Annotated in this window: 32 protein-coding genes and 2 pseudogenes; 28 read left to right on the top strand and 6 right to left on the bottom strand. The window is 46.5% G+C overall.

The features are described 5' to 3' along the window. Positions 1-45 precede the first annotated feature (45 nt). Positions 46-1,272, bottom strand: a complete 1,227-nt coding sequence (locus tag MSHOH_RS04995) for an acetate kinase (protein WP_048137849.1) — start codon at positions 1,270-1,272, stop codon at positions 46-48. A gap of 105 nt (positions 1,273-1,377) precedes the next feature. Continuing rightward, positions 1,378-1,467 carry a phosphate acyltransferase gene (locus tag MSHOH_RS25025; RefSeq protein WP_239451357.1) on the bottom strand — a complete coding sequence of 30 codons (90 nt, stop codon included), beginning with the start codon at positions 1,465-1,467 and terminating at the stop codon, positions 1,378-1,380. A gap of 334 nt (positions 1,468-1,801) precedes the next feature. On the opposite strand from MSHOH_RS25025, the gene MSHOH_RS23445 reads away from it, so the two are divergent. Beyond that, entirely contained in the window at positions 1,802-1,957 is a 156-nt protein-coding gene (locus tag MSHOH_RS23445) for a hypothetical protein (RefSeq protein WP_158024051.1), read from the top strand. A gap of 18 nt (positions 1,958-1,975) precedes the next feature. Here the strand turns inward: MSHOH_RS23445 and MSHOH_RS04990 are convergent, their stop codons facing one another. Beyond that, positions 1,976-3,205 carry an acetate kinase gene (locus MSHOH_RS04990; protein ID WP_048137847.1) on the bottom strand — a complete coding sequence of 410 codons (1,230 nt, stop codon included), beginning with the start codon at positions 3,203-3,205 and terminating at the stop codon, positions 1,976-1,978. Between the two features lie 105 nt (positions 3,206-3,310). Beyond that, complete coding sequence (gene pta, locus MSHOH_RS04985; protein WP_048137845.1) at positions 3,311-4,312, bottom strand: phosphate acetyltransferase; 1,002 nt, start codon at positions 4,310-4,312, stop codon at positions 3,311-3,313. A 256-nt stretch (positions 4,313-4,568) separates the two neighbouring features. Here pta and MSHOH_RS04980 point away from each other — a divergent pair, with 256 nt between their 5' ends. From MSHOH_RS04980 to MSHOH_RS04930, 11 genes and pseudogenes are all read left to right on the top strand, one after another. Beyond that, on the top strand, positions 4,569-5,138 hold the full coding sequence (locus MSHOH_RS04980; RefSeq protein ID WP_048137843.1) for a flavodoxin family protein: 570 nt from the start codon (positions 4,569-4,571) through the stop codon (positions 5,136-5,138). Between the two features lie 243 nt (positions 5,139-5,381). Beyond that, positions 5,382-7,151, top strand: coding sequence for a chloride channel protein (locus MSHOH_RS04975; protein ID WP_048137841.1), 1,770 nt, complete (start codon positions 5,382-5,384; stop codon positions 7,149-7,151). Positions 7,152-7,490: 339 nt separating this feature from the next. Next, positions 7,491-7,841: pseudogene (locus tag MSHOH_RS04970) on the top strand (SRPBCC domain-containing protein); the annotation flags it as partial. Between the two features lie 36 nt (positions 7,842-7,877). Further along, positions 7,878-8,351 (top strand): VOC family protein, encoded by a 474-nt coding sequence (locus MSHOH_RS04965; RefSeq protein WP_048137839.1) that lies wholly within the window; start codon positions 7,878-7,880, stop codon positions 8,349-8,351. 290 nt (positions 8,352-8,641) lie between these two features. Then, positions 8,642-9,358 (top strand): annotated as a pseudogene (locus tag MSHOH_RS24560) (DUF1579 family protein); the annotation flags it as partial. Continuing rightward, positions 9,304-9,930 carry an alpha/beta fold hydrolase gene (locus MSHOH_RS04955; RefSeq protein ID WP_204245388.1) on the top strand — a complete coding sequence of 209 codons (627 nt, stop codon included), beginning with the start codon at positions 9,304-9,306 and terminating at the stop codon, positions 9,928-9,930. The pseudogene MSHOH_RS24560 and the gene MSHOH_RS04955, both read left to right, overlap by 55 nt. 158 nt (positions 9,931-10,088) lie before the next feature. Next, entirely contained in the window at positions 10,089-10,565 is a 477-nt protein-coding gene (locus tag MSHOH_RS22565) for a DUF1579 family protein (RefSeq protein WP_082089240.1), read from the top strand. A gap of 49 nt (positions 10,566-10,614) precedes the next feature. Beyond that, on the top strand, positions 10,615-11,235 hold the full coding sequence (locus tag MSHOH_RS04945) for a dihydrofolate reductase family protein (protein ID WP_204245387.1): 621 nt from the start codon (positions 10,615-10,617) through the stop codon (positions 11,233-11,235). A 103-nt stretch (positions 11,236-11,338) separates the two neighbouring features. Beyond that, positions 11,339-11,872 (top strand): VOC family protein, encoded by a 534-nt coding sequence (locus MSHOH_RS04940; RefSeq protein ID WP_048137835.1) that lies wholly within the window; start codon positions 11,339-11,341, stop codon positions 11,870-11,872. An 8-nt stretch (positions 11,873-11,880) separates the two neighbouring features. Beyond that, entirely contained in the window at positions 11,881-12,291 is a 411-nt protein-coding gene (locus tag MSHOH_RS04935) for a RidA family protein (RefSeq protein WP_048137833.1), read from the top strand. A gap of 131 nt (positions 12,292-12,422) precedes the next feature. Beyond that, positions 12,423-13,496: a winged helix DNA-binding domain-containing protein gene (locus MSHOH_RS04930; protein WP_048137831.1), complete on the top strand. Its 1,074-nt coding sequence runs from the start codon at positions 12,423-12,425 to the stop codon at positions 13,494-13,496. Between the two features lie 367 nt (positions 13,497-13,863). Here the strand turns inward: MSHOH_RS04930 and MSHOH_RS21945 are convergent, their stop codons facing one another. After that, positions 13,864-14,157, bottom strand: a complete 294-nt coding sequence (locus MSHOH_RS21945; protein WP_052730717.1) for a hypothetical protein — start codon at positions 14,155-14,157, stop codon at positions 13,864-13,866. Here MSHOH_RS21945 and MSHOH_RS04920 point away from each other — a divergent pair. The 7 genes from MSHOH_RS04920 to MSHOH_RS04895 all read left to right on the top strand — a co-directional run bounded on the left by MSHOH_RS04920 (position 14,144) and on the right by MSHOH_RS04895 (position 19,161). Continuing rightward, on the top strand, positions 14,144-14,464 hold the full coding sequence (locus MSHOH_RS04920; protein ID WP_048137829.1) for an amidohydrolase family protein: 321 nt from the start codon (positions 14,144-14,146) through the stop codon (positions 14,462-14,464). The two genes, MSHOH_RS21945 and MSHOH_RS04920, sit on opposite strands and share 14 nt — an antisense overlap. 313 nt (positions 14,465-14,777) lie before the next feature. Further along, on the top strand, positions 14,778-15,548 hold the full coding sequence (locus MSHOH_RS04915) for a peroxiredoxin (RefSeq protein WP_082089239.1): 771 nt from the start codon (positions 14,778-14,780) through the stop codon (positions 15,546-15,548). A 154-nt stretch (positions 15,549-15,702) separates the two neighbouring features. After that, the gene (locus MSHOH_RS25940) at positions 15,703-16,005 is read left to right on the top strand and encodes a CPBP family intramembrane glutamic endopeptidase (RefSeq protein ID WP_082089238.1); all 303 of its coding nucleotides are present in this window, start codon (positions 15,703-15,705) and stop codon (positions 16,003-16,005) included. A 359-nt stretch (positions 16,006-16,364) separates the two neighbouring features. Then, positions 16,365-16,580 (top strand): alpha/beta fold hydrolase, encoded by a 216-nt coding sequence (locus MSHOH_RS24555; protein ID WP_052730715.1) that lies wholly within the window; start codon positions 16,365-16,367, stop codon positions 16,578-16,580. Positions 16,581-16,616: 36 nt separating this feature from the next. Next, the gene (locus MSHOH_RS24550; protein ID WP_052730714.1) at positions 16,617-17,120 is read left to right on the top strand and encodes an alpha/beta fold hydrolase; all 504 of its coding nucleotides are present in this window, start codon (positions 16,617-16,619) and stop codon (positions 17,118-17,120) included. A gap of 121 nt (positions 17,121-17,241) precedes the next feature. Beyond that, positions 17,242-18,123 carry an arginase family protein gene (locus tag MSHOH_RS04900; protein WP_048137827.1) on the top strand — a complete coding sequence of 294 codons (882 nt, stop codon included), beginning with the start codon at positions 17,242-17,244 and terminating at the stop codon, positions 18,121-18,123. Positions 18,124-18,603: 480 nt separating this feature from the next. Further along, entirely contained in the window at positions 18,604-19,161 is a 558-nt protein-coding gene (locus tag MSHOH_RS04895; protein WP_048137825.1) for a class I SAM-dependent methyltransferase, read from the top strand. 482 nt (positions 19,162-19,643) lie between these two features. On the opposite strand, the gene MSHOH_RS04890 is transcribed toward MSHOH_RS04895, so the two are convergent. After that, the gene (locus MSHOH_RS04890) at positions 19,644-20,384 is read right to left on the bottom strand and encodes an alpha/beta fold hydrolase (RefSeq protein WP_048137823.1); all 741 of its coding nucleotides are present in this window, start codon (positions 20,382-20,384) and stop codon (positions 19,644-19,646) included. A gap of 218 nt (positions 20,385-20,602) precedes the next feature. Here MSHOH_RS04890 and MSHOH_RS04885 point away from each other — a divergent pair, with 218 nt between their 5' ends. From MSHOH_RS04885 to MSHOH_RS21925, 9 genes are all read left to right on the top strand, one after another. Further along, positions 20,603-21,160, top strand: a complete 558-nt coding sequence (locus MSHOH_RS04885) for a putative glycolipid-binding domain-containing protein (protein WP_048137821.1) — start codon at positions 20,603-20,605, stop codon at positions 21,158-21,160. A gap of 96 nt (positions 21,161-21,256) precedes the next feature. Further along, positions 21,257-21,418, top strand: a complete 162-nt coding sequence (locus MSHOH_RS24230) for a hypothetical protein (protein ID WP_162197604.1) — start codon at positions 21,257-21,259, stop codon at positions 21,416-21,418. Between the two features lie 187 nt (positions 21,419-21,605). Continuing rightward, positions 21,606-22,403 carry a CPBP family intramembrane glutamic endopeptidase gene (locus tag MSHOH_RS04880; RefSeq protein WP_048137819.1) on the top strand — a complete coding sequence of 266 codons (798 nt, stop codon included), beginning with the start codon at positions 21,606-21,608 and terminating at the stop codon, positions 22,401-22,403. Between the two features lie 176 nt (positions 22,404-22,579). Next, entirely contained in the window at positions 22,580-22,801 is a 222-nt protein-coding gene (locus MSHOH_RS23435) for a hypothetical protein (protein WP_158024048.1), read from the top strand. Between the two features lie 37 nt (positions 22,802-22,838). Beyond that, entirely contained in the window at positions 22,839-23,555 is a 717-nt protein-coding gene (locus tag MSHOH_RS04875; protein ID WP_048137817.1) for a TetR/AcrR family transcriptional regulator, read from the top strand. A 60-nt stretch (positions 23,556-23,615) separates the two neighbouring features. After that, entirely contained in the window at positions 23,616-23,861 is a 246-nt protein-coding gene (locus MSHOH_RS24545; RefSeq protein WP_204245386.1) for a hypothetical protein, read from the top strand. Beyond that, positions 23,777-24,475: an SAM-dependent methyltransferase gene (locus MSHOH_RS04870; protein ID WP_204245431.1), complete on the top strand. Its 699-nt coding sequence runs from the start codon at positions 23,777-23,779 to the stop codon at positions 24,473-24,475. The genes MSHOH_RS24545 and MSHOH_RS04870 overlap by 85 nt, the downstream gene beginning before the upstream one ends. A gap of 286 nt (positions 24,476-24,761) precedes the next feature. Next, entirely contained in the window at positions 24,762-25,682 is a 921-nt protein-coding gene (locus MSHOH_RS04865) for a carboxymuconolactone decarboxylase family protein (protein ID WP_048137815.1), read from the top strand. A gap of 27 nt (positions 25,683-25,709) precedes the next feature. Continuing rightward, the gene (locus MSHOH_RS21925) at positions 25,710-26,717 is read left to right on the top strand and encodes a class I SAM-dependent methyltransferase (protein WP_052730713.1); all 1,008 of its coding nucleotides are present in this window, start codon (positions 25,710-25,712) and stop codon (positions 26,715-26,717) included. Positions 26,718-26,913 lie beyond the last annotated feature (196 nt).

The raw sequence follows: 26,913 nt of genomic DNA, 5'->3' as shown, positions 1-26,913 counted from the left end.
TCCTTAAAAGAAATTAAAAAAGGCAAAGGAAAAATTCCTTTACCATCAGATTGGTACTGAGCTGTGTAATTTTACTTCGGTTTCGCAGATTTCTTTTGTGTCCCTTGCAATGGTCAGTTCTTCATTGGTCGGGATAACAAGAACCCTTACTTTTGCATCCGGAGTACTGATATCGATTTCCTGGCCTCTGATCTTGTTCTTTTCTTCATCGATCTTTATTCCAAGACCATCAAGACCGGTAAGAATTCTCTTTCTGATACTTGCGCTGTTTTCTCCGATACCTGCAGTAAAGACTATTGCATCTGCACCATTAAGCACGGCTGAATACTCACCTATGACCTTCTTAATCTTATATGCAAAGATTTCAAGGGCAAGTTCGGCTCTCTGGTTGCCTTTCGAAGCTGCTTCATCGAGGTCCCTGAAGTCATTGCTGAGCCCGGAAACTCCAAGCACACCTGACTTTTTGTTCATAAGGGTATCGATTTCTCTGGTTGTAAGGCCTTCCTTTTCCATCACGAAAGGAACAACTGCAGGGTCAATCGAACCGCATCTGGTACCCATTGCAACTCCCTCAAGCGGAGTAAAGCCCATTGTGGTCTCAACGGATTTTCCGCCTTTAACAGCCGTAATGCTTGATCCGTTCCCGAGGTGGCAGGTGATGACCTTGACATCCTGTTCGGGTTTTCCGAGCATAGCGGCAGCCCTTCTGGCAACGTAAAAGTGGGAAGTGCCGTGGAAGCCGTATTTCCTGATCCCATGCTTTTCGTACAGTGCGTATGGCAGAGCATACATGTAAGCATATGCCGGGATTGTCTGGTGGAATGCTGTATCAAAGACAGCGACCATTGGGACGCCGGGCATGATCTCCTGACAGGCAGAAATTCCCATCATGTTTGGAGGGTTGTGGAGAGGAGCAAGTTCAAAGCAGTCCTTGATTGCCTTTTCTACTCCCTCGTCAATCAAAGCTGAGGAGGTGAACTTTTCCCCACCGTGCACAACCCTGTGCCCGACTGCATTGATCTCTTCCATGCTTTTAATGACACCGAACTCAGAATCCGTGAGAGCCTTGACAACTTCTTCGAGGGCGAACTTGTGAGTGGGGAGGTCGGTCTGCTTTTCCAACTTCTTGCCGTCAAACCTCTTCTGAGTGATGATTGAGTTGTCGATGCCTATCCTCTCACAGAGCCCTACTGCAAGAGGGGACTCATCTGTCATATCAATTAATTGGTATTTGAGAGAAGAACTCCCTGCGTTTATAACCAGTACTTTCATGCGTAAACTCCAGTTCAATCCATTATTTTTCAAGTTACATTTAGAGTTTCCAGATAAAATATCAATATATATGAAGTTAATAAAACGCTTCTTAAATGATTTCGATTATTTGTCCTGTGCTGCAACCTGCACACAGGTAATTGCAACGGCATTGACAATGTCTTCGTCACTGCAGCCTCTTGATAGATCATTAATCGGTTTTACCAGTTCCTGGGTAATAGGTACATAGGCTTCAGCTTTGGCAAGCCTCTGTCAATCTTGTATGCAATATTTCCAGCATGTTTGACCTGAACCCGGAACGTCTCAGAATTCCGAGACCACCGGCAGTAGGTAACGAAAATGTTTAGAGAGGAGATGTTGAAAACTAAAAGAATTAATCAGGAAAATACCCTTTTTGAGCAAAGTTTACTGCTAGAACAATGAATTAATCCTTTTGAGTAAAGCTTACTTCGATAACCTATAAATTAGCTTTTTTGAATGAAGCTCATTCTATAACTTATAAATAAGTCTGCTTGAGCGAGTGAAGCGAGTGAAACAGACCTCATGCTGTTGCAATTACATCGCAACTCCCATGAAATCTCCGATTTCATGTGATCCCGAAGCAAAACTCGGGGAGCGAAGCGAGAAAACGGACAGCGCACTGCAGAGCCGCAACTTTGCCGGGAAAAAAGAGAACGAAAGGTAAAGAAGAAATCCTCTACCCTCAGACATTTATAGATGCGCGTAACTTGACCTCTGTCTCACAGATTTCTTTTGTGTCCCTTGCAATTGTAAGTTCTTCATTGGTCGGGATGACAAGTATCCTTATTTTGGAATCAGGGGTGGCGATATCGATTTCCTGGCCTCTTATTTTGTTCTTTTCCTGATCGACCTTTATGCCGAAGTTTTCAAGGCCGGAAAGGATTCTATTCCTGATGCTTGCGCTGTTTTCTCCGATGCCTGCGGTAAAGACAATTGCATCCGGGTAGTCAAGAACGGCTGAATACTCACCTATGACTTTCTTGACCTTGTATGAGAAAACTTCGAGGGCAAGTTCGGCTCTCTCATTGCCATGGGAAGCTGCTTCGTCAAGTTCTCTGAAGTCGTTGCTGACTCCGGAGATTCCGAGTACACCGGACTTTTTGTTCATAAGGGTGTCAACTTCTCTGGGTGTAAGGTCTTCTTTTTCCATCATGAAAGGAACGACTGCGGGGTCAATGGAACCGCACCTGGTACCCATCGCAACACCTTCAAGCGGGGTAAAGCCCATGGTAGTCTCAACAGATTTTCCGCCTTTAACAGCCGTAATGCTTGAACCGTTCCCCATGTGGCAGGTGATGATCTTGGTCTCTTCTAAGGGCTTTCCGAGCATAGCAGCTGCCCTTCTGGAAACATAGTAGTGCGAGGTGCCGTGGAAACCGTATTTCCTGATCCCATATTTTTCGTACATGCTGTATGGCAGAGCATAGATGTAGGCATAATTGGGTATCGTTGTGTGGAACGTAGTGTCAAAAACAGCAACATTGGGGGTCCCGGGCATGAGCTCAATAGATGCTTCGATCCCCATCATGTTTGGTGGGTTGTGCAGAGGAGCGAGTTCAAAGGTGTCCCTGATAGCCTTTTCCACTTCGTCGTCGATTAAAACCGACCTGGTGAATTTTTCACCTCCGTGAACGACCCTGTGCCCTACAGCGTTGATTTCAGTCATGCTCTTGATGACGCCGTATTCCGGGTCGAGAAGGGTATCAATGGCTGCATGCAGAGCTACTTTGTGGTTCGGATAGTCTTGGTGTTCTGCTTGATACTTCTTGCCGTCGAACCTCTTCATTGTAATGATACCATCTGAAAAAGTTACTCTCTCGACAAGACCTGTTGCAAGCACCGATTCAGTGGTCATGTCAATTAGCTGATACTTGAGAGACGAACTCCCACAATTTATAACCAGTACTTTCATGTGTAAACCCCAGTTCAATCCATTACTTTTCGTTTACATTTAGAGTTTCCGGATAAAATATTACTATATATGAAAGTTAATAAAACGCTTCCTAAACGTTTTCGATTATTTGTCCTGTGCTGCAGCCTGCACACAGGTAATGGCAGCGGCACCGACAATATCTTCGTCACTGCAGCCTCTGGACAGGTCATTAATTGGCTTTGCAAGTCCCTGAGTAATAGGGCCATATGCTTCAGCTTTGGCAAGTCTCTGGGCAATCTTGTATGCAATATTTCCAGCGTTCAGGTCAGGGAAAATAAAGACATTTGCTTTGCCTGCTACAGGGCTTCCTGGAGCCTTTGAAGCTGCAACCTTGGGAACAATTGCTGCATCTACCTGGAGCTCACCGTCGATTGCGACATCAGGTGCAAGTTCCTGTGCACGCTTTGTAGCAGCGATAGTAGCCTGTGTCAGCGGGCTGTTTGCGCTTCCTTTGGTGGAATAGGAAAGCATTGCAACATATGGCGTGTCCTGTACCAGAAGTTCGAAGGTCTTTGCAGAGCTCACAGCAATGTTCGCAACATCTTCTACGCTTGGCATTTCAACCATGCCCGAATCAGCAAAGAGGAATGTTCCGTTAGACCCAAATTCGCAGTCAGGTACTGCAATAATGAAGAAAGCAGATGCAAGAGCTGCGCCCGGAGCAGTCTTAACTATCTGGACAGCAGGTCTCAGGGTGTCTGAAGAAGAGTGGGCAGCTCCTGATACTACTCCGTCTACTTCCCCGAGTTTGGCCATCATAACAGCGAAATAAACGTAATCGCTCATAATTTCAGCTGCACTTTCGGGGGTTACACCTTTGTGCTTTCTCAACTCGTAGAAAGCGTTAACGTATTCATCTTTTCTCTCATAGGTTTTAGGATTCACAATTCTTGCTTTTGAGAGATCCAGATCTCCTGCGAGCGCCTTAATATCGGCCTCATCACCGACAAGGACAACTTTTGCAATACCTCTTTCAAGGATCTTGGCAGCTGCCTGGAGGGTTCTTATATCTTCAGTTTCAGGTAAAGCAATTGTTTTGTTAAGTATCTTTGCTCTTTCACTGATTTTATCCAAGAATGTTACCAATCAACCAACCTCCTATATAATTAGAGTAATTAAATTAGCTGGGTCTTGATATATAAATTTACGTAAAAAACATAGAAGAATATATAAAAAATAAAAGATATATATTTCTAGAGTTAATATATACATTTTTATTAAATATTTTATCTTAAAATATATGAAGCTTGAAAGCGGTTTCTGCTGATATTCACCAGAACTTGAAAGAATTATTATGAATATAAATGATAAATAGATATAAAAGAATTCCGGAATGAAACGAATGAAAATATTGGGAATTTCAGGAAGCCCGCGAAAGGGCCAGAACTGTGAGAAAATGATTGCAGTCGCTCTCGAAATTGCAAAAGAGAACGGATTTGAAACAGACACAGTATTTATCTCTACATCAGAGGTCGCTCCCTGCAAAGCTTGCGGGGCGTGCAGAGAAGAAGATTGCTGCGTGATTGATGACAGTATGGAAGAAATTTATGAGAAAATGAGAACAGCAGACGGCATAATTGTTGCAGCTCCCGTATATATGGGAAATTACCCTGCACAGCTCAAAGCTCTTTTTGACAGGAGTGTCCTGCTCCGCCGAAAAGACTTTGCACTCAAAAATAAAGTGGGAGCAGCTCTTTCAGTTGGAGGTTCAAGAAACGGAGGACAGGAGAAAACCATTCAGTCCATTCATGACTGGATGCACATTCACGGCATGATTGTCGTTGGCGATAATTCACACTTCGGCGGAATTATCTGGAATCCGGCGGAAGAAGACCCCATAGGTATGCAAACAGTTTCCGAAACTGCAAAAAAGTTATGCGACGTCCTGAAATTAATTCAGAGAAATAGGTAAAAGATAAACAACAAATTAACTAAATTAAATAAGTTAATGTAAAATAAAAGAAAAAATATGTTTTTTGAGAAGGAAACTGGCCAGACGAACAGATATATATATTTTAGAAAGATATGTTTAAATAAATGCTCGAAATCTTCAGGAACAAAAAAGATATCAAGCAGAATAAGTTCAGATTCCTGAAGATTTATTTTTTGCAAAAAAGAATTTGAAGTACAAAAAATTTCCTAGAGGCGCGAACATTTGGAAGTTAAACCAGAGTCCAGATATAGATTCCTTAGCATAAGAGAATACCCCAAGATAACTGAGTATATCACCAGGTTTGATACTGAAGCTACCAGGGTCAACTCAATTGCTATTTTAATCGGACTCCTGACAGGCCTCGTAATAGGAGTTTATGACCGCACTCTCCAGTACAGTAATACTCTTTTTGGAATGCAGCAGGGATTCTCTTTACACGAGTTCCCATACTATTATGTAATACTCATGCCTGCTCTCGGAGGGCTGCTGGTGGGGTTAATTTCCCATTATCTGATAAAAACAAAATATGGCGTCGAAGGGCTTATAGAAACTGTAACTCTCCGAGGAGCAAGGATTAAACTCAGGGACTCTTTCCTGGAGGTCTTTACTTCAATAATCACTATCAGCTCTGGAGGTGCCCTTGGCAAGGAAGCTCCCGGGGTTCTTGCCGGAGCCGGAACAGGCGCTCTTGTGGGGAGAATCATGAAGAGCCCGGAAAGACAGCTCCAGACCCTTCTCGGCTGCGGAGCTGCCGGTGGAATTGCAGCTGCATTCAGTGCCCCGCTTGCAGGCGTGGTTTTTGTAGTGGAGGTAATTTACGGAGAACTCGAAACCAGAACCTTTATTCCCATAGTTATCTCCTCGGTCTTTGCAACCCTTGTCTCAAGTACGCTTTTCGGGATAAAACCTATTCAAATCTCTCCTTACCAGCTTGTCAGTCCTTATAAAGAACTCGGACTCTACCTTATACTCGGACTCCTTGCAGGGCTTATCTCTACACTCCTGATCCGGACACTTTACTATGCAAAAGACCTTTTTTCGGAAATCCCTCTCCATCCCGTTTTCAAGCCTGCCCTTGGAGGGCTTGCAGTAGGTGCAATCGGACTCTTTTACCCCCGCGTCCTGGGAATGGGCTATGACGTAATTATGGATGCCCTGAACAACCAGTTTACCTTCAAGCTCCTGCTAATTCTGCTCTTCTTAAAGATCCTTGCCTTTTCTCTGACTCTTGCCTCCGGAGGGTCGGGAGGAACAATTGTTCCTTCCCTTTTTGCAGGCGCTATGTTAGGAGGAGCCTTCGGGACAGCCGCAAACATACTTTTCCCCGGGACAATAGCCGAATCAGGAGCCTATGCAATGGTCGGGATGGGAGCCGTTTTTGCAGGGACTGCCAGAGCTCCCCTTACTGCTATCCTTATCTTATTTGAAATCACCAGGGACTACAGCCTTATCCTTCCCCTCATGTTTGCCTGTGTTCTGAGCAACGTGATGTCAAATGCAATGCATCCGGAGTCTATTTTCACGGAAGGGCTCCGCAGAAGAGGATTTAAGATCAGGAAAGGCAGGGAAGTGGATATCATGGTCTCCATGCTTGTAAAAGATGCCATGGTCACACATGTCCAGACAGTTTCCGAAGAAAAGAACGTGGGCACCCTCATCGCCCTCATGCAGGCAAGCCGCCACGCCGGTTTTCCTGTCCTTGACTCCAAAGGCAAACTCTCGGGGATAGTTACACTCTCAGACCTCCGGAGCAAAGTAAAGTACGGGGAAGTCGACAAAAAGATAGGGGATATCGCCACCCACGATGTGGAAATCGCCTATCCCGACGAAACCCTTGAAGCCGTCCTCAAACGCCTTGGCTCAAAACAAATAGGCAGGCTCCCTGTCGTGGACCGCCGGGATAAAACAAAGCTTCTGGGACTTATCACCCGGAGTGATATCGTGAACTCATATAACAAGAAAGTTGTCGAAAAAGTCCGGGACACAGACTGAGAGCAGTAAATAAAATAGTGCACTAAAAAATCCTTAAAAGCTTACAGTCTAGAAATTTCCTCAAGGTATAGTAGCTTTTTTGTAGGAGCCTGTTTATAATCATAATGGGGATGGAGTAGAACAACTAAACTGGATGATACGCTAGATGGTATATTTTTAGACTATCAGGATAGGTCATTTAATTTTCGAATAAGGTTCTTTACTAAAAAGTATAATCTAGAGCACTTTCTCAGTGTACTGTTACAGAGATTATTTTGAATAGTCAAGCTAAACGACAAAACGTGACAGTTCTTTTGCTGACAAGCAAGGCTTGGGCCGCGAGAACTCACAACAACTCTTGAGATATTTGAACCGAAAAGTGGCGGATCATGGCGGTATGTCCAAAAAGATCAGGAAGGCAATGAATATGCATTTCATGGGGTGAACCACGAGGTAACAGCACCTGAGAGAATTATCAGTACCTTTGAGTTTGAAGGACTTCCTGAAAAAGGGCATGTTATCCTCGATACAGCGAGATTTGAAGCATTGCCAGGCAACAGGACAGAACTGATATCTCAATCTGTCTTCCAGAAGGTTGAAGACCATGATGGGATGCTCCAATCAGGCATGGAGGAAGGCGTCAATGACTCTTGCGATCAACTTGACGAACTGCTGGAAAGGATGCAAAAAACAGGACTTCCACCAAAATGAAAAAATCTATTAAAGTGATAAATCAGGAGAAAATACATGCAAAAAATTACCCCGTTTTTATGGTTCGACAGCCAGGCTGAGGAGGCGGTTAACTTTTATACCTCCGTTTTCAAGAATTCAAAAATATTGAGCACTACGCGCTACGGAGAAGCAGAGCCTGGCTTGAAGGGAGGTGTAATGTCCATGACATTCCAGCTTGAAGGACAGGAATTCATCGCTCTAAATGGCGGCCCGGAATTTACTTTCTCACCAGCTATATCGTTTTTCGTCAATTGCGAAACGCAGGAAGAAGTAGATGAGTTGTGGGAGAAGCTCTCCGAGGACGGAGAAAAACAGGGGCCTGCATGGATTAAAGACAGATACGGCGTTTCATGGCAAATCGTTCCCACTGTCTTGGGCGAGCTATTGAGTGACCCTGATCCTGAAAAATCAAGAAGAGTTATGGAAGCAATGCTTCAGATGGATAAAATTGACATAAAAAAACTAAAACAGGCGCATAAGGGACAATAAACTGGGCAACTGAGAGTATGAGGAGCATAAAAGTTTGTAAAGCCGCATAAGTTTAACTCTAAAGATAATGCATCTGTTTGAATGCATCTGTCTGATTCTTTTTGAATGGTCACCTTACCTCAAGAAGACGGTTGCAAGCTTTGCCGAAAATAAACATTTTGATGAAAGTACTTTTGATGAAAGCACATTTGATCAAAAGCCTATTAAAATAAATGAAAGATAGGGGGTCCAGCATAGCAGATAATAACAATGCAGTCCTGGGCAGGTAACCTGAAAAACCATATCCCGAACTCAGGAAACTTGACCGACTGGTGGGGAAATGGAAAACTGAAGGGCAGACAAGGGAAATGCTGTCCAAATCGTCAGTCAGGATATGCGGAACGGATATTTATGAATGGCTACCGGGCGGATTTTTTCTTATTCACCGCGTGGATGTGCGTATGGGAGACGAGGAGGTGAAGTCAGTCGAGGTCATCAGTTATGATCACTCGAGCCAGACGTATCCCATGCATTCTTTCGACAATAAGGGCAATTATGATCTATTGCAAGGAAGTGTGCACGATAATACTTTGATTATTACAGGAAAATCAATTCGTTTCACTGGCGTGTTTAGCGACAAAGGCGACACCATAACGGGCATCTGGGAGATGTTAACTGCTAGCTCAAGCTGGTTACCCTGGATGGATTTGAAGTTAACCAGAGTAGAAGATCTAACGGCATACCCATTTGATACAGGTTCCACCTCTAAAAACAGGGAAGAGAAAAGAGAGCCCGCTCTCACGGATAGAGAGGTTACAGGCAACTATGCTCCTGTTAATGGTCTTAACATGTATTATGAAGTCCATGGAACCGGCAGACCGTTAATTCTGCTTCATGGCGGCGTTGGTGCGAGCAAAATGTTCGATCCGGTCCTGCCAAAACTTTCCGAAAGCAGGCAGGTCATGCCGTCCATGTGCAGGCGCATGGACATACAGCAGATATTGACAGGCCACTCAGATTTGAATTGATGGCTGAGGATGTTGCAGCACTGATGAAGCATTTGGGTATCGAAAAAGCAGACTTTACGGGTTACTCTCTTGGCGCAGGCGTAGCACTGCAAATAGCTATCCGTCACCCGGATTTAATTCACAAGATAGTAGTGATCTCGGCTCCGGTTAAGCAGAGTGGATGGTATCCCGAGGTTCTGGATCTCATGGCACAGATGGGTCCCGATACTGCAAAATCTATCAAGCAGACTCAGCTCTATCAGTTTTATCCCGATACTGACTGGGAAGCGCTCTTTACCAAACTCGGCGACCTTGTCAGGCAGGACTTTGACTGGTCGAAAGAAATAACTGCGATCAAATCACCCGTAATGATCGTCTTCGCGGATGCGGACAGCGTCCGTATGGCGCATATTATGGAATTCTTTGCACAATTTGGCGGCGGGCAGCGGGATGTCGGCCTGGACAGGGCTCTGAGACCTCAGGCACAGCTCGCTATTCTGCCAGGCACAACGCACTACGACATTCTCTCTTTCCCTATGCTGGCTGCAATTATTACACGGTTTCTTGACTCGCCCATGCCAGAAGGGATGTGAAAAATGCCATCGACTGCACTAATTATAGACCATACAAAACAGGAGAAGAACAGGAGAAAAACAGGGCAAGAAAAAAGAGAATTTACTAACAAATCCGCAAATTGCGAACTCATAATCTTCTAATTAACATTAATAATTAAAAAGAGGGGGAAACTACTATTTCAGACAATGACACGCAATTAGAACAGCAACCCAAACCTGACTCTGCACTCAAACGCCTGGAAGGGCTGGTCGGCACGTGGAGTATAAAAGGTCGTACTCTTGATTCTAAAACCGATAATGTATCTGCACTTACTACTTTTGAATGGCTGCCTGGAGGATTCTTTTTAAAACAGAGTTTCGAGGCTGATTTTATGGGCATGAAAATCCAGAGCCTTGAACTCATTTACTATGATCTGGAGAACGATACATTCCCTTCACTTGTCTATTCTAATCTGGCAGGAGTGCCGATTCCATACAGATATGACATTAAGGGCAAAGATGTGATAATCACGACGGATCTGGGTGGAGGGGCAAAAATGACGGGCAAAATAAGCGAAGACGGTAACACCTTTTCAGGCGGCTGGAGACCGAACCCGGGAAAAGAAAGTTCCGGAAATGTAGCTTATGACTTTATTGGAACCCGTATAAAGTAGATTGCCTGCTAATTGAAACTTCGGTGAGAGCAGTTTTGAAGGAATAGGGGTGAGTGTTATAAGAAAAGTTGTAATGTTTAATCGAATCTCTATTGATGGCTTTTTTGCCGGACCGAACGGAGAAATCGACTGGTTTATAGTGGACCCTGAACTTGACAAAGCATTGCACGAAATGGGCCAACCTGATACAGATCTACCTGGTACGGTTTTACTTGGCAGAGTGACCTACCAGCTATTCGAAAGCTTCTGGCCAAAGGTGGCTGCCGACCCGGAGGCTCCCGAAGAAGCACGAGCTACTGCTGAAGAATTAAACCGGATGACCAAAGTTGTTTTTTCGAAAACTTTGAAAGAGGTTTCCTGGCAGAACACCAGACTAGTTAAAGGCAATGTTACGGAAGAAGTAAGCAGATTAAAACAGGAAAAAGGCTCTGACATCCTGATATTTGGCAGTGGCACGATTGTACAGCAGCTTACTTCCGAAGGATTAATTGATGAATATTTATTGGCGGTAACCCCGGTTGTTCTGGGAGCAGGAAAACCGCTGTTTAAAGGCGTTAAAAAATTAAATTTTAAGCTTTTGGAAACAAAGAATTTCAAATCCGGAAATGTTTTGCTTCACTATGAAACTGAAAAAAGAACACCCAGTTCTCCAGCTAAGAGAAATGACTGATTGACTGATTATAGGACTGATTACAGAACAAAATTATGTAATTTTGAGTGGGTAACTAAAATATGCAAAATATTAAGGAGTCGTCTGATGTGGGGGAAACCTTATGAAAGCCAGTACTCAGAAAATAGCACCGTGCTTAACCTTTAACGACCAGGCTGAAGAGGCAGCGAATTTCTATGTCTCGATTTTCTCTGCCGTATTTGAAAACTCAAAGATTCTGAATATTGCTCGTTTTAGCAAAGAAGAACTTGAAGCCCTTTCGTACCTGCCCGAGGATATCCGGCCCGGACCTGCAGGCAGCGTAAGAACCATTAGATTCCTGCTCAATGGGCAGGAAATTGAAGCAGTTAATGGAGGAAACTTTTTCAATTTTTGTGAGGGCATGTCTCTGTATGTCAGATGCGAAGACCAAAAAGAAATAGACTGGCTCTGGGAAAAGCTGTCCGAAGGCGGAGAGAAAAGTCAATGCGGCTGGCTTAAAGACAAATACGGAGTATCGTGGCAGATCGCACCTGCCATTGTAGACGAAATGCTGAGTGATCCTGACCCTGAAAAATCGAATAGGGTTATCATTGCAATTTACGGAATGAAAAAATACGATATTGAAGCCCTGAAACGGGCATATGAAGGACGGTGAAGGAACGCATGAAGGAAGGACAGGTTTTGTATATAAATCCAGACGGCTTGCCCAAAAATCCGGCTTTTACCAACGTAATTGTCGTAACCGGTCAGGTTAAGACAATTTATATAGGGGGGCAAGACGCAGTAGACGCTTCCGGGGCAATCATCGGAAAAGGTGACATCAAGAAGCAGACGGAACAGGTTTTAGCCAACCTGCAGACGGCATTAAAGGCTGGTGGCGCTGAACTGGAGCATATTGTCAAGTGGAATGTGTATATAGTCCAGGGGCAACCACTTCAACCAGGTTTTGAAGCATTTCAGCAATTCTGGAGTCAAAGACCCAACCTTCCAGCCATTACCGCCATGTTCGTATCGGAGCTGGCAAACCCGGATTTTCTGGTAGAAATGGATGCTATTGCTGTTGTTCCTCAGTGATCCGCGGAACGATAGTCCAGAATAGAAAATATGGGTTAAGATTATGCGAATACGATAGGAATAGTCAGAAAATATGATGGGAATAGTCAAAGACATAATAGGAATAGTCAGAAGAAATTAACGTTATTTCCATGAATGCTTCAGAAATTCTCAGGCTTCGGCTCCACAATAGCGGGCTAACGGATTCTCCGTTTAAAAGTGCAGCTGATGCAGTTTCACATTTAGGTGCCGTGCAAGCACAGGATTTTGCTGCTGCGAAATGGGCGCTCGGGCTTCGTATTAAAAATTCAACTGATGAGGATATTGAAAAAGCTTTTAATGAAGGCAAGATCCTGCGAACCCATGTAATGCGCCCTACATGGCATTTTGTCATGCCGGAAGATATCCGCTGGATGCTTGAATTGACTGCACCGCGAGTGAAAGCGCTCCTTGCGCATTACAATCGAAAACTCGAACTCGATGACGCGTTTTTTGCCAGAAGCAATGTCGCGATTACCAGAGCGTTGCAGGACCACACATACCTTACTCGACAAGAGCTTAAGACGATATTAGCGAATATAGGCATCGAGACTGATGTTCAACGTCTGGCCCACATCATTATGTGGGCAGAGCTGGACGGATTGATTTGCAGCGGACCACGGCGCGGGAAACAATTTACTTACGCACTTCTTGAAGAACGCGTGGAAAAAGCAAAAAAACTGAATCGAGAACGGGCTCTCGCTAAACTTGCACTCAATTATTTTACAAGCCACGGGCCAGCCCAGCTGAAGGACTTTTCCTGGTGGTCAGGTCTTACCGTTAAAGATGCGAGATGTGCCCTTGATCTAATCAAATCAAAGTTAGAGCAAGCAACTCTTGACGGCAAAACATATTGGTTTCCTACTCACACAGAAGTGACAACACCGAAGTCACCATCCGCGTTTTTACTATCAATTTATGATGAGTACACAATTGCCTACAAAGATAGGGAAGATATCAGTGAGACTCGAGATATTGAGAGAATGATTTCGATGGGTAATGCTTTGACCGCAGTCATCATTTTGAATGGCAGAGTGGCAGGCACCTGGAATAGAGCTTTGAAGAAAAGTACGGTTGAAATCAGGCTAAATCCGTTTCGGAAATTGAACGAAGACGAGCAGGAGGCATTGGAATCAGAGGTTGCACGGTATGGAAAATTCATGGAACTTCCTGCAGTTCTCATTTAAATAATCAGGCACAATATACAGCCTTTGGTGCTATCAGCATCAAGGAAATCGAAGAATTCATAGTGTGTTATATTGAGTTCGTTTCTTTTTTGGTAAATGGTTCGTATTATTTCTTCAATAGTAGTGGTTTGTTGTTGGTAGGTTCGAATCGGGCTTGTTGGACAACCGTTTTCGGTGATGTGTATGGGAACCGATGTGGATATTTCGCCGGTTGCTAGACTTACAGTTCTAAAGCTTGTTAGCACACCTGCCACAGCGTCTTTTATGGTCAGGTTTGGAGGAAGAGGGCGAAAAACGCCAGGGTAAAAGTCGAAGCCAACATAGTCTAAAGCATCTAGAAAGGCAGGGTTGCTTGAGCTTAAAGAGGCTATTTCTTTCCAGAAGTCATCGGTGGGATTGAAAGAGGGTACTGCATTGAAGCCAACCTGTAGTAGCCTGCTTTTTGTGCTTCATCGCTGGCGGCTATAATGCCTTCGATAAGTGCTTTTCGGACGTTCAAAAAGCTGCCGTCACCTCCTGTTGCTGCGTGAGGATTATTTGGTTCCTCAGTAATTTGGATTTTTGCAAGCAAAGAACCGTATTCGCGTATTATACTGCGTATGAAGTTTGTCCAGTTAAGCATATTGTTTTCGTTAGTGCGGTAGCAGATGCAGGATACCAACGTCACAAAACCGCTGTGGCCTGAGGAGAAGGTCGATTTGAAGACCCTTATCGAATGTGCAACAATCAACGGAGCATATGCCGCTTTCCTGGAGAATGAGACTGGTTCCCTGGAGGTCGGTAAGATGGCCGATTTGATAGTCCTCGACAAAGATCTCTTCAAGCTGCCGCCGGAGGATATCAACAAGGTCAGGGTATTGAATACCATACTGGAGGGCAGAGAGGTCTACGGGTCCTTAGATGAGAATGATACAATATCGGTAGAAGGAGTTTATAAAAACAGCTCTCTACAAAAGCAGCCATCTTAAAATGCCGACACGGTCGGTAGATACTTCACCTGATATGCAGGAGTCTCGAGATATCGGAGTCTTATCCCTCCTGCCAAATTTTTGTGTCATTTTGGGTAGTCATTCTCTCATCTATTTACTTATAAACTGCTTTGCCCAAGACTTGATATCCACCTTTATTCTTTATGAATACCTGCAGCTTACAACGGGGTGCGCCCTCGCAATTTTAACTAAGAAACTAGATACAATAAAAACACTACTGATGATTATAATACAGATAATTTTATAAATATCAAAAATGAAAATAATCTGTAACATGTATGGGGGTTAGTTAATGAGCAGATTTTTGATTTTATCGGCCACGTTGCTAGTTTTTTTAAGCATCTTGGTAACACCGGCATTATCAACAGATAATGCTACTCAAGGAACAGATAATGCTACTCAAAAGAATGCTACTCAAAAGATTCCACTGTTAGGCGAGAAGTTTCCAAATATGACAGTACAGACGACTACAGGAACGATGACTTTGCCGGATGCTTATGCAGGCAAATGGTTCGTCCTTTTCAGCCATCCTGGGGATTTCACGCCTGTATGCACCACTGAGTTTGTGGCTTTCGCCAAGAGGCATGAGCAGTTCAGGGAGAACAATACAGAGCTAATAGGGCTTTCCATAGATCAGGTTCAGGCCCATATGAAGTGGATTGAGTGGATCAACAATACTCTGATGACGAACATAACATTTCCGATAATAGCCGATGGCACCGGGAGCGTTGCCACACAGCTCGGCATGATCCACCCTGCTAAGGGAACCAACACAGTCAGAGCAGTATTCATAGTAGATCCCACAGGAACTGTTAGGACAATACTGTATTATCCCCAGGAAGTGGGCAGAAACATGGATGAGATCCTGAGGACTGTTAAAGCCCTGCAGGTCTCAGACCAGAACAAGGTCGCTATGCCTGCCAACTGGCCGAACAATGAACTGATAGGTGATAACGTCATAGTACCACCACCCACAAATGAGACGACAAAGGCTACACGCGTCACAGGCAATAATATGACTTGCTTCGATTGGTGGCTCTGCTATAAGAAAGTGCCCTATTGATATCCCTACATAGCCTTGCAGAACACAAAGCTATATTTTTTGGCATGAAAATACCTGAGGATATCTTCCTCACGTACTCTCTATGTCCTCTTTTCCCATAATTGCGAATATTCCACTAATTATTGTTAATGGGGATATGGATTCCTAACTTCCAATTTCCAGTTTTGATGTTACCGGTATCTTTCGTGGTTTTTTTATCGGGGGGATAGGTGAGGAGATAGGCTGGACGGGATATGCAACTGACCCATTGCAGGATCGGTGGAACGCATTGGAAACCGGTATCATTTTGGGGACAGTATGGGCAGTATGGCACATTACTCCCTTCCTTCAAACCCACTACACTCCAATCTGGGTGGCAGGGAAAAATGCGGCTACGGTTGTGCTACGAGTTCTTATTGTCTGGATTTACAACAGTCTGGGAAAAGCGTATTCGCAGCAATCTCATTCCATGCCATGAGCAATGTTAGTGAACTTGTCTTGTTTCCAATTTACGGTTCATATTACGACCCCTTCATTGCGTTTATCGTTATGACAGTCGCGACTGCAATTGTCATATTCTTATGGGGTCCAGAAACGTTAGTCCGGTACAGATACTCCCGCTCAGTGGTTTGAAGCAGTAGGCTAAATATTTGTGGGGATATAAGTAAGGAGTTGATTTATAACATAATGTTTATAAAAAATAAAGGGTAAAAATCAGACTTAGAAGATTTTCTACAGAACCTGATTACCGAAGGGGAGTGCATAAGGACGAAAAGTATACCCGGTGAAAGAAATAACGGTTACAGGAGTGGCTATGCTCCCGTAAATGGCCTTAAAATGTATTATGAGATCCACGGCACAGGCAGTTCACTTGTCCTGCTTCACGGTGCATTGTCAGCAACCGGGACATCTTTCGGAAAGCTTCTCCCGTCCCTTGCCAGGAAACGACAGGTCATTACAATCGAACAGCAGGCTCATGGACACACGGCTGATATCAGTCGCCCTCTGACCGTCAGGCAAATGGCAGACGATACAGTCGCTCTTCTCAGATAGCTCAATATCAAGAATGCCGATTTCTTCAGCTATAGCATGGGAGCCGGCATAGCCCTGCGTATTGCAATCCATTACCCGGATCTGGTAAGTAAGCTCGTGGTCGCTTCGGTTACCTACAACAACAGCGGATTTCGTCCCGGGCTCCTGACAGGAATGGAGAAATTGAAGCCCGAAGACCTGACTGGGACATCCTGGCAGGATGAATACATCCGTATAACTCCGAATCCGGAAGACTGGCCCACTCTGGTCGACAAGCTGAAACAGCTGGATCTGCATATCCCGGACTTGCCTGCCGGGGCGATTCGGTCGATAAAGGCACCCACTCTGGTCATAATAGGGGATTCGGATATTGTCCGCCCCGAGCGCTCTGTAGAGATGTTACGATTGCTCGGTGGCGTTCCTGAAGACATCTCCATCCTTCCACAATCACGACTTGCTGTGTTTCCCAACACCACCGACATCGAACTTGTGGATCGTTCAAATTGGCTTATCCCGATAGTTACGGAGTTTCTTGATGCTCCCATGCCAGAGGCCAGGTGAGCATGACTTCTCAGCTGCATGAACTGCAAACAAAGAGAAAACAGGGCGGTCGAGACTGGCATCTTCATGATGAATTTTGAAGATTTAGAAGATCTTTATTAAATAAGTGGGGATAGAGACTATGCTACAGTTCTCAGTAATTGATGCTCCCTCCATCCTGGGGCTTAAACCTACAGGAGTTGAAACTTTACCGGAAGCGTTGAAGAATGCCGGATTAATCCAGGGTTTACGGGCAGGATATGCGGGTCGAGTTGATGCCCCTCCCTACAAACCAGAAAGAGATAGGGACACACTTCTTCTGAATCCGTATTCGATCAAAGAATTTTCTTTACGCCTGGCCGAAAAGGTTGCCGACGTGCGAAGAAAAGGGCGGTTTCCCGTTGTGCTCGGAGGAGATTGCAGCATTCTAATTGGTTGTATGTTAGCTTTACGGCGTTCAGGTAAATATGGACTTTTTTTTATTGATGGTCACGCCGATTTTTATCAACCTGAGGCTGAGCCAAATGGTGAGGTTGCCTCTATGGAATTGGCCATCGTTTCCGGCAGAGGCCCAAACATTCTAACCGACATAGACGGACTTAAGCCACTCGTGCGAGACGAAGACATCATCGCATTCGGTTACCGTGATACTGAAGAACAGAAGGAACACGCCAGTCAGGATATTCGAGAGACTTCGATAAACGCTTTTAGCCTGGAGCAGGTGCGCGCTCTGGGAAGCGATATAGCTGCTCAAAAAGCTCTTGAGAGGCTACAAAAAGATCAACTTAACGGGTTCTGGATTCACCTTGATGCTGATGTGCTGGACAATGCGATCATGCCGGCGGTGGATTATCCCCTACCGGACGGCGGTTTGCAATGGGATGAATTGAGTGCTCTGTTGAGAGCTTTAATGACATCAGGTCAGGCAGTGGGTATAACAATTACCATCTTCAATCCCACGCTCGATCCGAGTGGTTCGATTGCTAATCAATTCACGCAGAGCATTATTATGGGCTTTTCGTAAGTTGGCAGGGAAATGCTACATTTATCATCTGTGCCACCACCCAGCAAGAGGTTATAGCCAACTGCTCAAGCTGGCTGGTTATTGAAGGTGCTCTGCATCTGAAGAAGTCATTAGATAAAGGCTCTGCGACGATATGCTCAGAGATCTTACTGGTCTCTCACGTTTTCAGTTTGCAGTGCTCCCAGGCGCCATTCACATTATGCTTCATTGGACGTGCCGCGATTGGCTGTTTTCGATGATCAAAGAGTTTCTTGACACACCTATCCCGGGAAAAACGTGACTGCGACTAATCTCGTCATCACTTTAAGCTGGATACATGGCAGTGGCAAAGTCCGTGACGGCCACCAGGTAATGAATATCAAATTTTGGCTCAATGACAGTTTTGATTGAACAATAGCCAGCAGTAGCCAATAGAGATGCATAAAAAATAATTTATATGAAATATTTTTACCTGACCAGTAATTGCATGAGGTTTGTTATATGGTACATAGGCAATTTCCGATAAATGATCCAGAGCGCCGGAAATGGCAGGACCCGGAAAAGATTTTGATCGACATCGGCCTGAAGCCGAGTATGACATTCGTGGACGTGGGATGCGGTGACGGGTACTTTGCCATACCTGCAGCGAGGATAGTAGGGCAGGAAGGAAAAGTGATCGCAGTAGATATCGACAAAGGTTCCATAATGCGACTCCAGCAGAAAGCAGCGGAAGAGGGACTCGGACATTTGTCAGCCAAAGTGCAGGCTGCGGAGGAGACCATCGCCTGCGAGGGATGTGCCGATTTTGTCTTCTTTGGGATAGATCTCCATGATTTTGCCGACCCGGCACAGGTGATCGGGAATGCAAAGCGGATGCTCCGACCATCAGGATTGTTAGTCGACCTCGATTGGAAACCCGAGCCGATGTCATTTGGCCCGCCACTGGAAAAGAGGTTCTCCATCGGTAAAGCTCAGCAACTAATCGAGTCTGCCGGGTTTCATGTGACATCGGTAAAAGAGGCTGGGCCGTATCATTACATCATTATTGCCAGGTTGTAAGGAACGACATCGAGGCAACCCGTGGAACTGATCGAGGTCCATGCTCAAAGGCAGGCTCTCTGGGGATCAAAGGCCAGAACTGGTAGGGGGCCGGATGGGGTGATGCGCGAAGAAGTCCAAGAGAGCTCTAGCTATTTCATGTGGGTTCTGCATCTCAGCCTGTGCATTGCACCTGGAAGGACAAAAACGCGGACATGCGGCAACCTCTCCAAAAGCAACCGGTGCGTTTCCCCAAAACGGGATCAAAAACGGGATCAGAGAATTTTTCTATCGCTATCGAGGACGGAGAGAAACGGTTGAGTGATTCGCCCCCGCGATGGTAGACAGTGTGCTGTATTGGTGATCCAGAATTGGCTCGGTCAACAATGATCGGAAAGAGTCCGCAATGGGAGCACCGTGAATAATAAATAGGCATGCTGCTAACCCCTCCCGGACATTTAGATTGATCCTATTAAGAATTCAGTGACCAGGCGCACAAACAATTAAGGTGCTGTTCTCATAGCGATGTGCTGCTGCCCCGGCATGACGACAATTCTGCTATTGGGTAATGCTGCATGCAATGTCTCCGTTGTTGTCCTGAGAAAGTCAGGACTTTCGCTACCTTGCAGGAGCATAGTAGGAACAGTTAGGTTCTCGAAACGCTGGGGGTCGAGTATATAGTCCTCATCAGCGAATTCACGAAGGATGGTATGAGCCGCCGCTAACCTGCCTGCCCAAACTGGCTCGTTTCGCAATGATTCGAGTTGATCCTCCGGTACACCAACAAGCTCGCGGAAGAATAATACCAGGGCTTTCTCCTGATTCCCTGAATCAAGCAGCGACTGGATTCGTCTCCGAACATCAGGTGGATATAAAGGCCCATCTAAACGAAAGGATGGCTCATAGAGTACCAGTTTGTTGAGATTAGTGACGCGGAGAGCTGCTTCCAGACAAATCAATGCGCCGTACGAGTGACCCAGAAGATTCACCGGCTCCCGGATAGAACTCACTACCGCGGCTATGTCTTCATATTCACGCTCGATGGAGTAGACTGCCGAATCTCCACTCTGACCGCGGCCACGCCGGTCAAGGGCATAAACGGTAAATTTTTGCTCCAGCATTGGAAGGACAGACGCCCAGCGCGTGTGATCTGCACTTGTGCCATGCACCAAAACCAGAGCAGGTCCTATCCAACTTCGCTCGTAAGCAATAAGCGTTCCATCTTTAGACCTCACTTTGTCCATATGCATCACCCCTTAGAAATATCGCTATACATCCAACTGTCCCATGCACTAAAGTACCTTTGCACACGAATTTATACATTGGTGGAATTTGAGGGCTGACCGCCTGAGGATATTCAGTCAATCCAGGCACCTGTGCTGGTTATAGTATACTAATTGCAAACTAAAAAGAAAAAACATGGCAGAAAAAACTCATTACCTAATCCTCAAATCATAAAGTAGTGGTAACGGATAAAACCAGAACAATAGTTTGGCAGGCATTGTCCTGGCCGAGTACAGTTGTTCATATTCATAAAGTCAACGCCGGTATTAATGGCCATGGCCTGGCGGTTGGCAAAACAGACAACTGTATTCCGTTTGCGATAGAGTATGAAGTGGCACTGACGGCGAACTGGGATATTAAAAAGGTATCGATTAAATCATTACTGGATGAGCGTATTATTAAACTCGTGCATAAGGGGGACCAGTGGTATGACGCCATGGGTAAGCATCTAGTCGAGTTTGATGGCGTAAAAATGGTGGATATTTCGATCTCACCGTTTACAAATACTCTGCCAATCAAAAGGCTGCAGTTTGAGAGTAAGCGGCCGCAAAGAGTAGATATTATTTACTTTGATGAAAACAAGTTTTCACTACGGAGGCTACAACAAATTTACAGCCGGGTAGATGAGCGGACCTACCGCTACCAGGATGTTGAACTGCCAGATTTTGTATCCGATATCGTAGTAGATGATGAAGGGCTGGTGATTGATTTTCAGAAGATGTTCAGACGCGTCTGAAAATGAATCGGCCAATTAAGAGTGCAAACATCCCAATCTGATTCGCTGAGCAGTGTCGGAGAAAAATGAAATAAGCTATTTAGAAGATTACAGGTCGTGAACACCAGCACATATACGGATGAGTCTCCGGGTCAGGTTTGCCGGAGCTTAAAAACCCTCACAGGGAGACTAATAATGTTAACCTTACCAGAGTACAGCACTGAGAAAGACCAGTATCTCGATATTGGAGCTGTTCCGGTGGTTAAAACGGGGTATTGACAGGCTGCAAGTATCATTATAGAAATCATCAGAAAATCTCTCCCTAAAGGAGGGTTTTCTACCTGATCCCTTTCTATCTCTTACGATGGGAGGCAAAATCGGCATATAAATGCTCATTTATCAGTACCGCACAAAATGAGCTTCTCACTCAATCAAAGTAAATTAAGCCATCCAGGAGACTACGAGCGTGAATATCGGTGAATCGTCTAAAAGGTCACCTCCAGGATTCTTCTTGCTAGTTTTCGCTCTTTCTATTCCATTCTGGTTGGTTGGCTCCATGGCCAAACAGGGACTTCCGCTTCCGATAAATCTCCCTGTAAGTGCGCTCATGTTCGTTTGTCCGCTCATAGCAGCTTTGATCCTTGTGTATAGAGAAAATAAACTTGATGGAATAAAACAGCTATTGAAAAAGACCCTCGACTACAGGAGAATCAAACCAAAAATCTGGTATCTGCCTATCCTTTTGCTGATGCCGGTCATTATGTTGCTATCTTATGGGGTGATGCGCTTGATCGGGCGACCACTCCCAGAACCGCAGATTCCATTTCCGGCAATACCGTTATTTTTTATCCTGTTCTTAATACCTGCTGTATGTGAAGAGGCGGGCTGGATGGGATATGCCGTCGATCCCGTGCAGTATCGCTGGAGCGCATTAAGAGCTGGAATTATCATGGGGTCGGTGTGGGGATTATGGCATGTCGTAGGTTGGTATTTTCAAGCCCACCATACTTTAACATGGACCGCAGGACAATTTCTCTCTACAGTAGCACTTCGAATTATTATTGTCTGGCTTTATAACAATACCAGGGGAAGTGTGCTTGCGGCGGTCCTTTTTCACGATATGATGAATGTCAGCGAGTTCCTGTTCCCAAATTATGGTTCACATTACGACCCCGTTATTACCGGAGTGATCACCGCAATCGCGGCTGTGATTGTGACGTTCTTATGGGGCCCAAAGACGTTAGCTCGATACAGGTATGCCTGATCAGCAACTTAGGGGGCTATTCTCACAGTGGAGTATCAAGAAAAGACAAAGTGCTTTCTATCAGCAAATACTCCTGGAAATCCGGCTCAGCTGGATACTCCAAATCGCTAATAGACTTGCAGACGGTATGGAATGTAAAACAGTTACTATGGACGATTGAGGGAATTACCTGAAATTTGGCCCGACCGGGAAGTCTGCCTGAGTATAACTTCTCCAGAATAATCATTGCATCAACCAACTGGATTATTCTCTTGAGCTTCCTGAAGGCGAAACTGGTATTATACAACAAAGGCACGGGCTTGCAGGCAGTCAACGGAGGCGAATGCCTGCGCAAGAAATGCAGGAAAAAGAGAAAAACACCACAAAACACTACCTATTTATGCAGTAAAGCGAGATAATAAATAAACCGATCGTCTGTTTATTTAAGGGGAAACAATGGCCCGAACCATCGAACCAGAAAAATTGGCTTTGAAACGCAGAGAGATCCTGGATACAGCCCAACGACTGGTGTTAACCAAGGGGTACGAGAAGATGTCGATAAAGGATGTTCTGGACGAGCTCCAGATTTCCAGTGGGGCTTTCCATCACTACTTCGACTCGCGAGGTGCGCTGCTGGAGGCGCTTACCGAACGGATACAGGAAGAGACGGAAAAGCCGCTCCTCCCCATCGTTCATGATCCGCACCTGTCTGCCATCGAAAAACTCCAGGGCTTCTTTGCCACACTCGACCGTTTGAGAATCGCTCAGAAAGCTGATGTTGTTAAATTGCTACGCGTCTGGTATACCGACGACAACGCCATCGTCCGCCAGAAAGTGGACGATGCGGTTTTCAAACAGCGTGCGCCTCTGCTGACCACGATAGTTCTTCAGGGCATCCAGGAAGATGTCTTCACAACCGCCTATCCTGATCAGGCGGGTGAAGTTATCCTGTCTCTTGTACAGGGCATGGGAAATACCCATGCCAAGTTACTGCTATCGTTGGAGCAGGAGTGCGACGAGCGGCGCTGCGTTGAGGACATCGTCTCAGTCCATGCAGCCTATATGGATGCGATTGAGCGCGTGCTGGGTGCGCCCCCAAATTCCCTATACCGCGCTGACGTCGAAGCGGTGAAGGTGTGGGTGGCGGCGCTGCGGGGTAACGACTGTGCGTGAGAGAGCTCTGACCTGCCTGGTCATGAAATTACAGAAAATAATGAACGAAGGAGCTTACGTATGAGACAAAAACAATCCAGTACCACAGCCGAGGGCATGGCCCTGGTGCGTGCTATCGAGGCGTCAAGGCCGGAAGGCAAACGAATTTGCTATGATCCGATTGCCCGTTCAATGGTACCCGGATATAAGTTTTTCCTCAGCAAACTGATAATTGATTCGGCCTGTACGGACGATTCTTCCCTGGAGCAATCGAGTTCATCGTCGCACGAGAAAGATACGTCGAGGATTTCCTCAAGGCGTGCCTAAGCAAAGGCCTCGATCAGGTTGTCATCCTGGGAGCCGGGTTCGATACCCGTGCGTACCGGATTGAGGGAATTGAGAAGACGAGGGTGTTCGAAGTCGATCACCCTGCCACGCAGGCTCTCAAGCTGAAGCGGTTGAAGAAGGTCATCGACCCTCTGCCTGACCACGTCACATTCGTTCCGATAGATTTCAATACCCAGAAGCTTGACGAGCGCCTGCCTGCAAGCGGCTATGACGAGCATGGGAAAACGCTGTTTATCTGGCAGGGCGTGACCATGTACCTTACTCCGGAAGGAATTGACAGCACTCTCGCTTTCATCGCCAACCATTCCGGATCGGGCAGCTCTGTGATCTTTGACTATTTCACCAACGAAACCCTACACAACATGAAGACGGCGCGGACGCGGTGGGTAACACGGAAGATCGGAGAGAGGCTGATTTTCGGGATCGATCAAGGCCAGATTGAGCCGTTCCTGACCCAGCGCGGCTTCTGCGATGTTCACAATGTGGACGCCGAAGAACTAAAACGCCTCTATTTTATCGGCCCAAACGCCGGTCGAGCGATTAGCAAAGGTGTTGACATTGTATCGGCAAGGGTGAACAAGACCGGAGACTAATCTCCTTTAATAAAAGGTATCATAGTGGCACGAACAGTCAAAGAACAGGAATATGCCGAGAAGCGGAGTGGCATCCTAGACGCTGTGCAACGGCTGGTGTATTCCAGAGGCAATGAGCAGATGACGATCCGGGATATCCTAGGTTATGTAAGTATCTCCAGCGTATTAAAGATGTAACTGAAGGAGGTTGATTCATGATAGCAAGTTTGAACATCAAAGCATTCGGTGCGCTTGTTGCAAGTGAGCCGATTTTTAATAAGGGTCTAGTCCGCCAGGAGGGAATAGTATGAAGCGCCCCACTGAACCACGCATTCCACCCGTCGACATGGAGTCGATGACCGAGAGTCAGCGCGCCCTCGCTGGGATCGGCGCGTCAAACGTCATTCGGACGCTTGTTCGCCACGAGGATCTGTTCACGTCGTGGGGCCCGCTTGGTGAGATGTTGCTTGTCAGAGGTCGACTGTCCCCCAGGGATCGCGAGTTGGCGATCCTGCGGGTTGCACTTCGCACCGAGTGCGAGTACGAATGGGCGAACCACACCCTGGGCGCGCTCGGTACCGGTGCCACTGAGGCCGAGATCGAGGCGCTGTCCAATGAGTCGGCATCGTGGTCGGACGCCGACGCTGCGCTTTTCCGTGCAGTCGACGAGCTGTGCTCGGACGACTGCGTGTCGGATGACACCTGGGCGGCGTTGAAAGCTACCCGTGACGACATGGAGATCATTGAAATCCTCTTCGTAGTCGGGTTCTACAGGATGATGGCTGGCTTCTTGAACTCGGCCGGCGTGCAGCCTGAGCCAGGCAAGCCGCGCCTCGGGCAGCTGCCGGTCCCTCAGCGAACGCCAGCGCCCAGGCGGTCCGAGACAGATGTTACGGGTGGGGCAACTACCACCAAGGGGAGGCGTACAGCAGTAGACGGAACATGGCAGGTTGTCTTTCACCATCCGGCCGCCGACCTTGATCTCACGCTCGTGATAGACACGAGTAACGGGGAGATTTCCGGCTCGGCGACAAGCCCGTCGCAGGGGACGAGCGTGCAGATCGTCGATGGTAAGGTCGAAGGTAACCGATTCTCTTTCAAGGCACCAATGACCACGCCGCTGCGGATGGATATCGAGTTCGAAGGGATTGTGGAAGGCGACTCGATCTCGGGCTATGTCACGATCCAAGGCACCGGGACCTTTCCCTTCGATGGAACTCGCGTTTGAGTCCTGCTGAAACATTAGAGGTCGGCTATGAACGAAAATGATCAAAAGCTGGCTTCAGCGGGAGGTCCTGTCGAGGCGACCGTCTTCTACATTTTCAGCGCCCTTTTGTTCCCTGTCACTCTGACCGGTTACGTAATCTGGATCAGCAAGGGCATTCTCATGGGGAACACATCGGGAGTTTCGAGGACAGCGCAAGGGCCGCTTTTTGCGCGCTGGCTCCAGCACAATCTGGGCACTAGGCGAGATGAACCGGCTAACCGGTTGATGATGGTGCTACCAGGTGTCCCTCCTCTGGGCCTACGTCTCGTGGCGGGTCCACTGCTGCTCGCTCATCGTGTGAGCGGCTATGTGCCGAAGGCCTTCAGATATCCCTTCGAGGGCGATATTCCCATGCAGTACGAGGCCTCTGCCCGACAAACATTCTTCGATATTGTTGTCGATCGTTATCTCGCTGACATCGCACAGCTTGTCATACTTGGCGCAGGCTTCGATACACGTGCGTTCAGACTGCCTAAGGATACATCGGTCCGATCATTCGAGGTCGATGCCCCGAAAACACAGGCGATCAAATGCGCAATGCTGGGGAAAGCAGGCATTGATTCGGCTGGGGTCACGTTTGTAGCTGCCGACTTTGAGAAGGAGGACTGGCTCATCCGGCTCGTGGATGCCGGTTTCGACACTGGCAAACCGACCCTTTTCCTTTGGGAGGGTGTGATAATGTACCTGGACCGGGAAGCCGTCGAGGCCACCCTTCGCAAGATTGCCGGTACCGCTAAGGGCAGCGTTGTCGCTTTTGACTACTTCACGACAGAGCCTCTCGAGTCGCAAACACTCTATTGGCGCTACGCGAGAGCAACGACCAAAGCTGCAGGCGAACCATTGAAGTTCGGGGTCGATAGCACGCCCCCTTCGAGAGAGCGCCTCGCCGAGTTACTTCGGTCTTGTAGTCTCTCACTTGGCGAGCAGCGCACACTGGGGCAAGAGACGAAAAGGAAGCGCGCATGGGGCGGCTTTGCAACTGCCATTGTAAAGTAAGCGGTAACTGCTAAGGCCCGAGAAGGCAATCCGAGGGTGACCACTTAGGTGCTAGACTTTCGTGAAAAGATATGATGGCTAATGCGAGTGACTGGCGAGTAGCATATTTTCGGGATTGGCGAAAGTCAGATTGAGCCGTTCCTGACCCAGTGAGGCTTCCGCGACGTCAATACAGATGCCGATGAGTTAAAACGGC

It is taken from the genome of Methanosarcina horonobensis HB-1 = JCM 15518 (genome assembly GCF_000970285.1).
In the GTDB taxonomy this organism is placed as follows: Archaea; Halobacteriota; Methanosarcinia; order Methanosarcinales; family Methanosarcinaceae; genus Methanosarcina; species Methanosarcina horonobensis.
The sequence above is the reverse complement of the archived record's forward strand: the minus strand, read 5'-3'. Positions and strand labels throughout refer to the sequence as shown.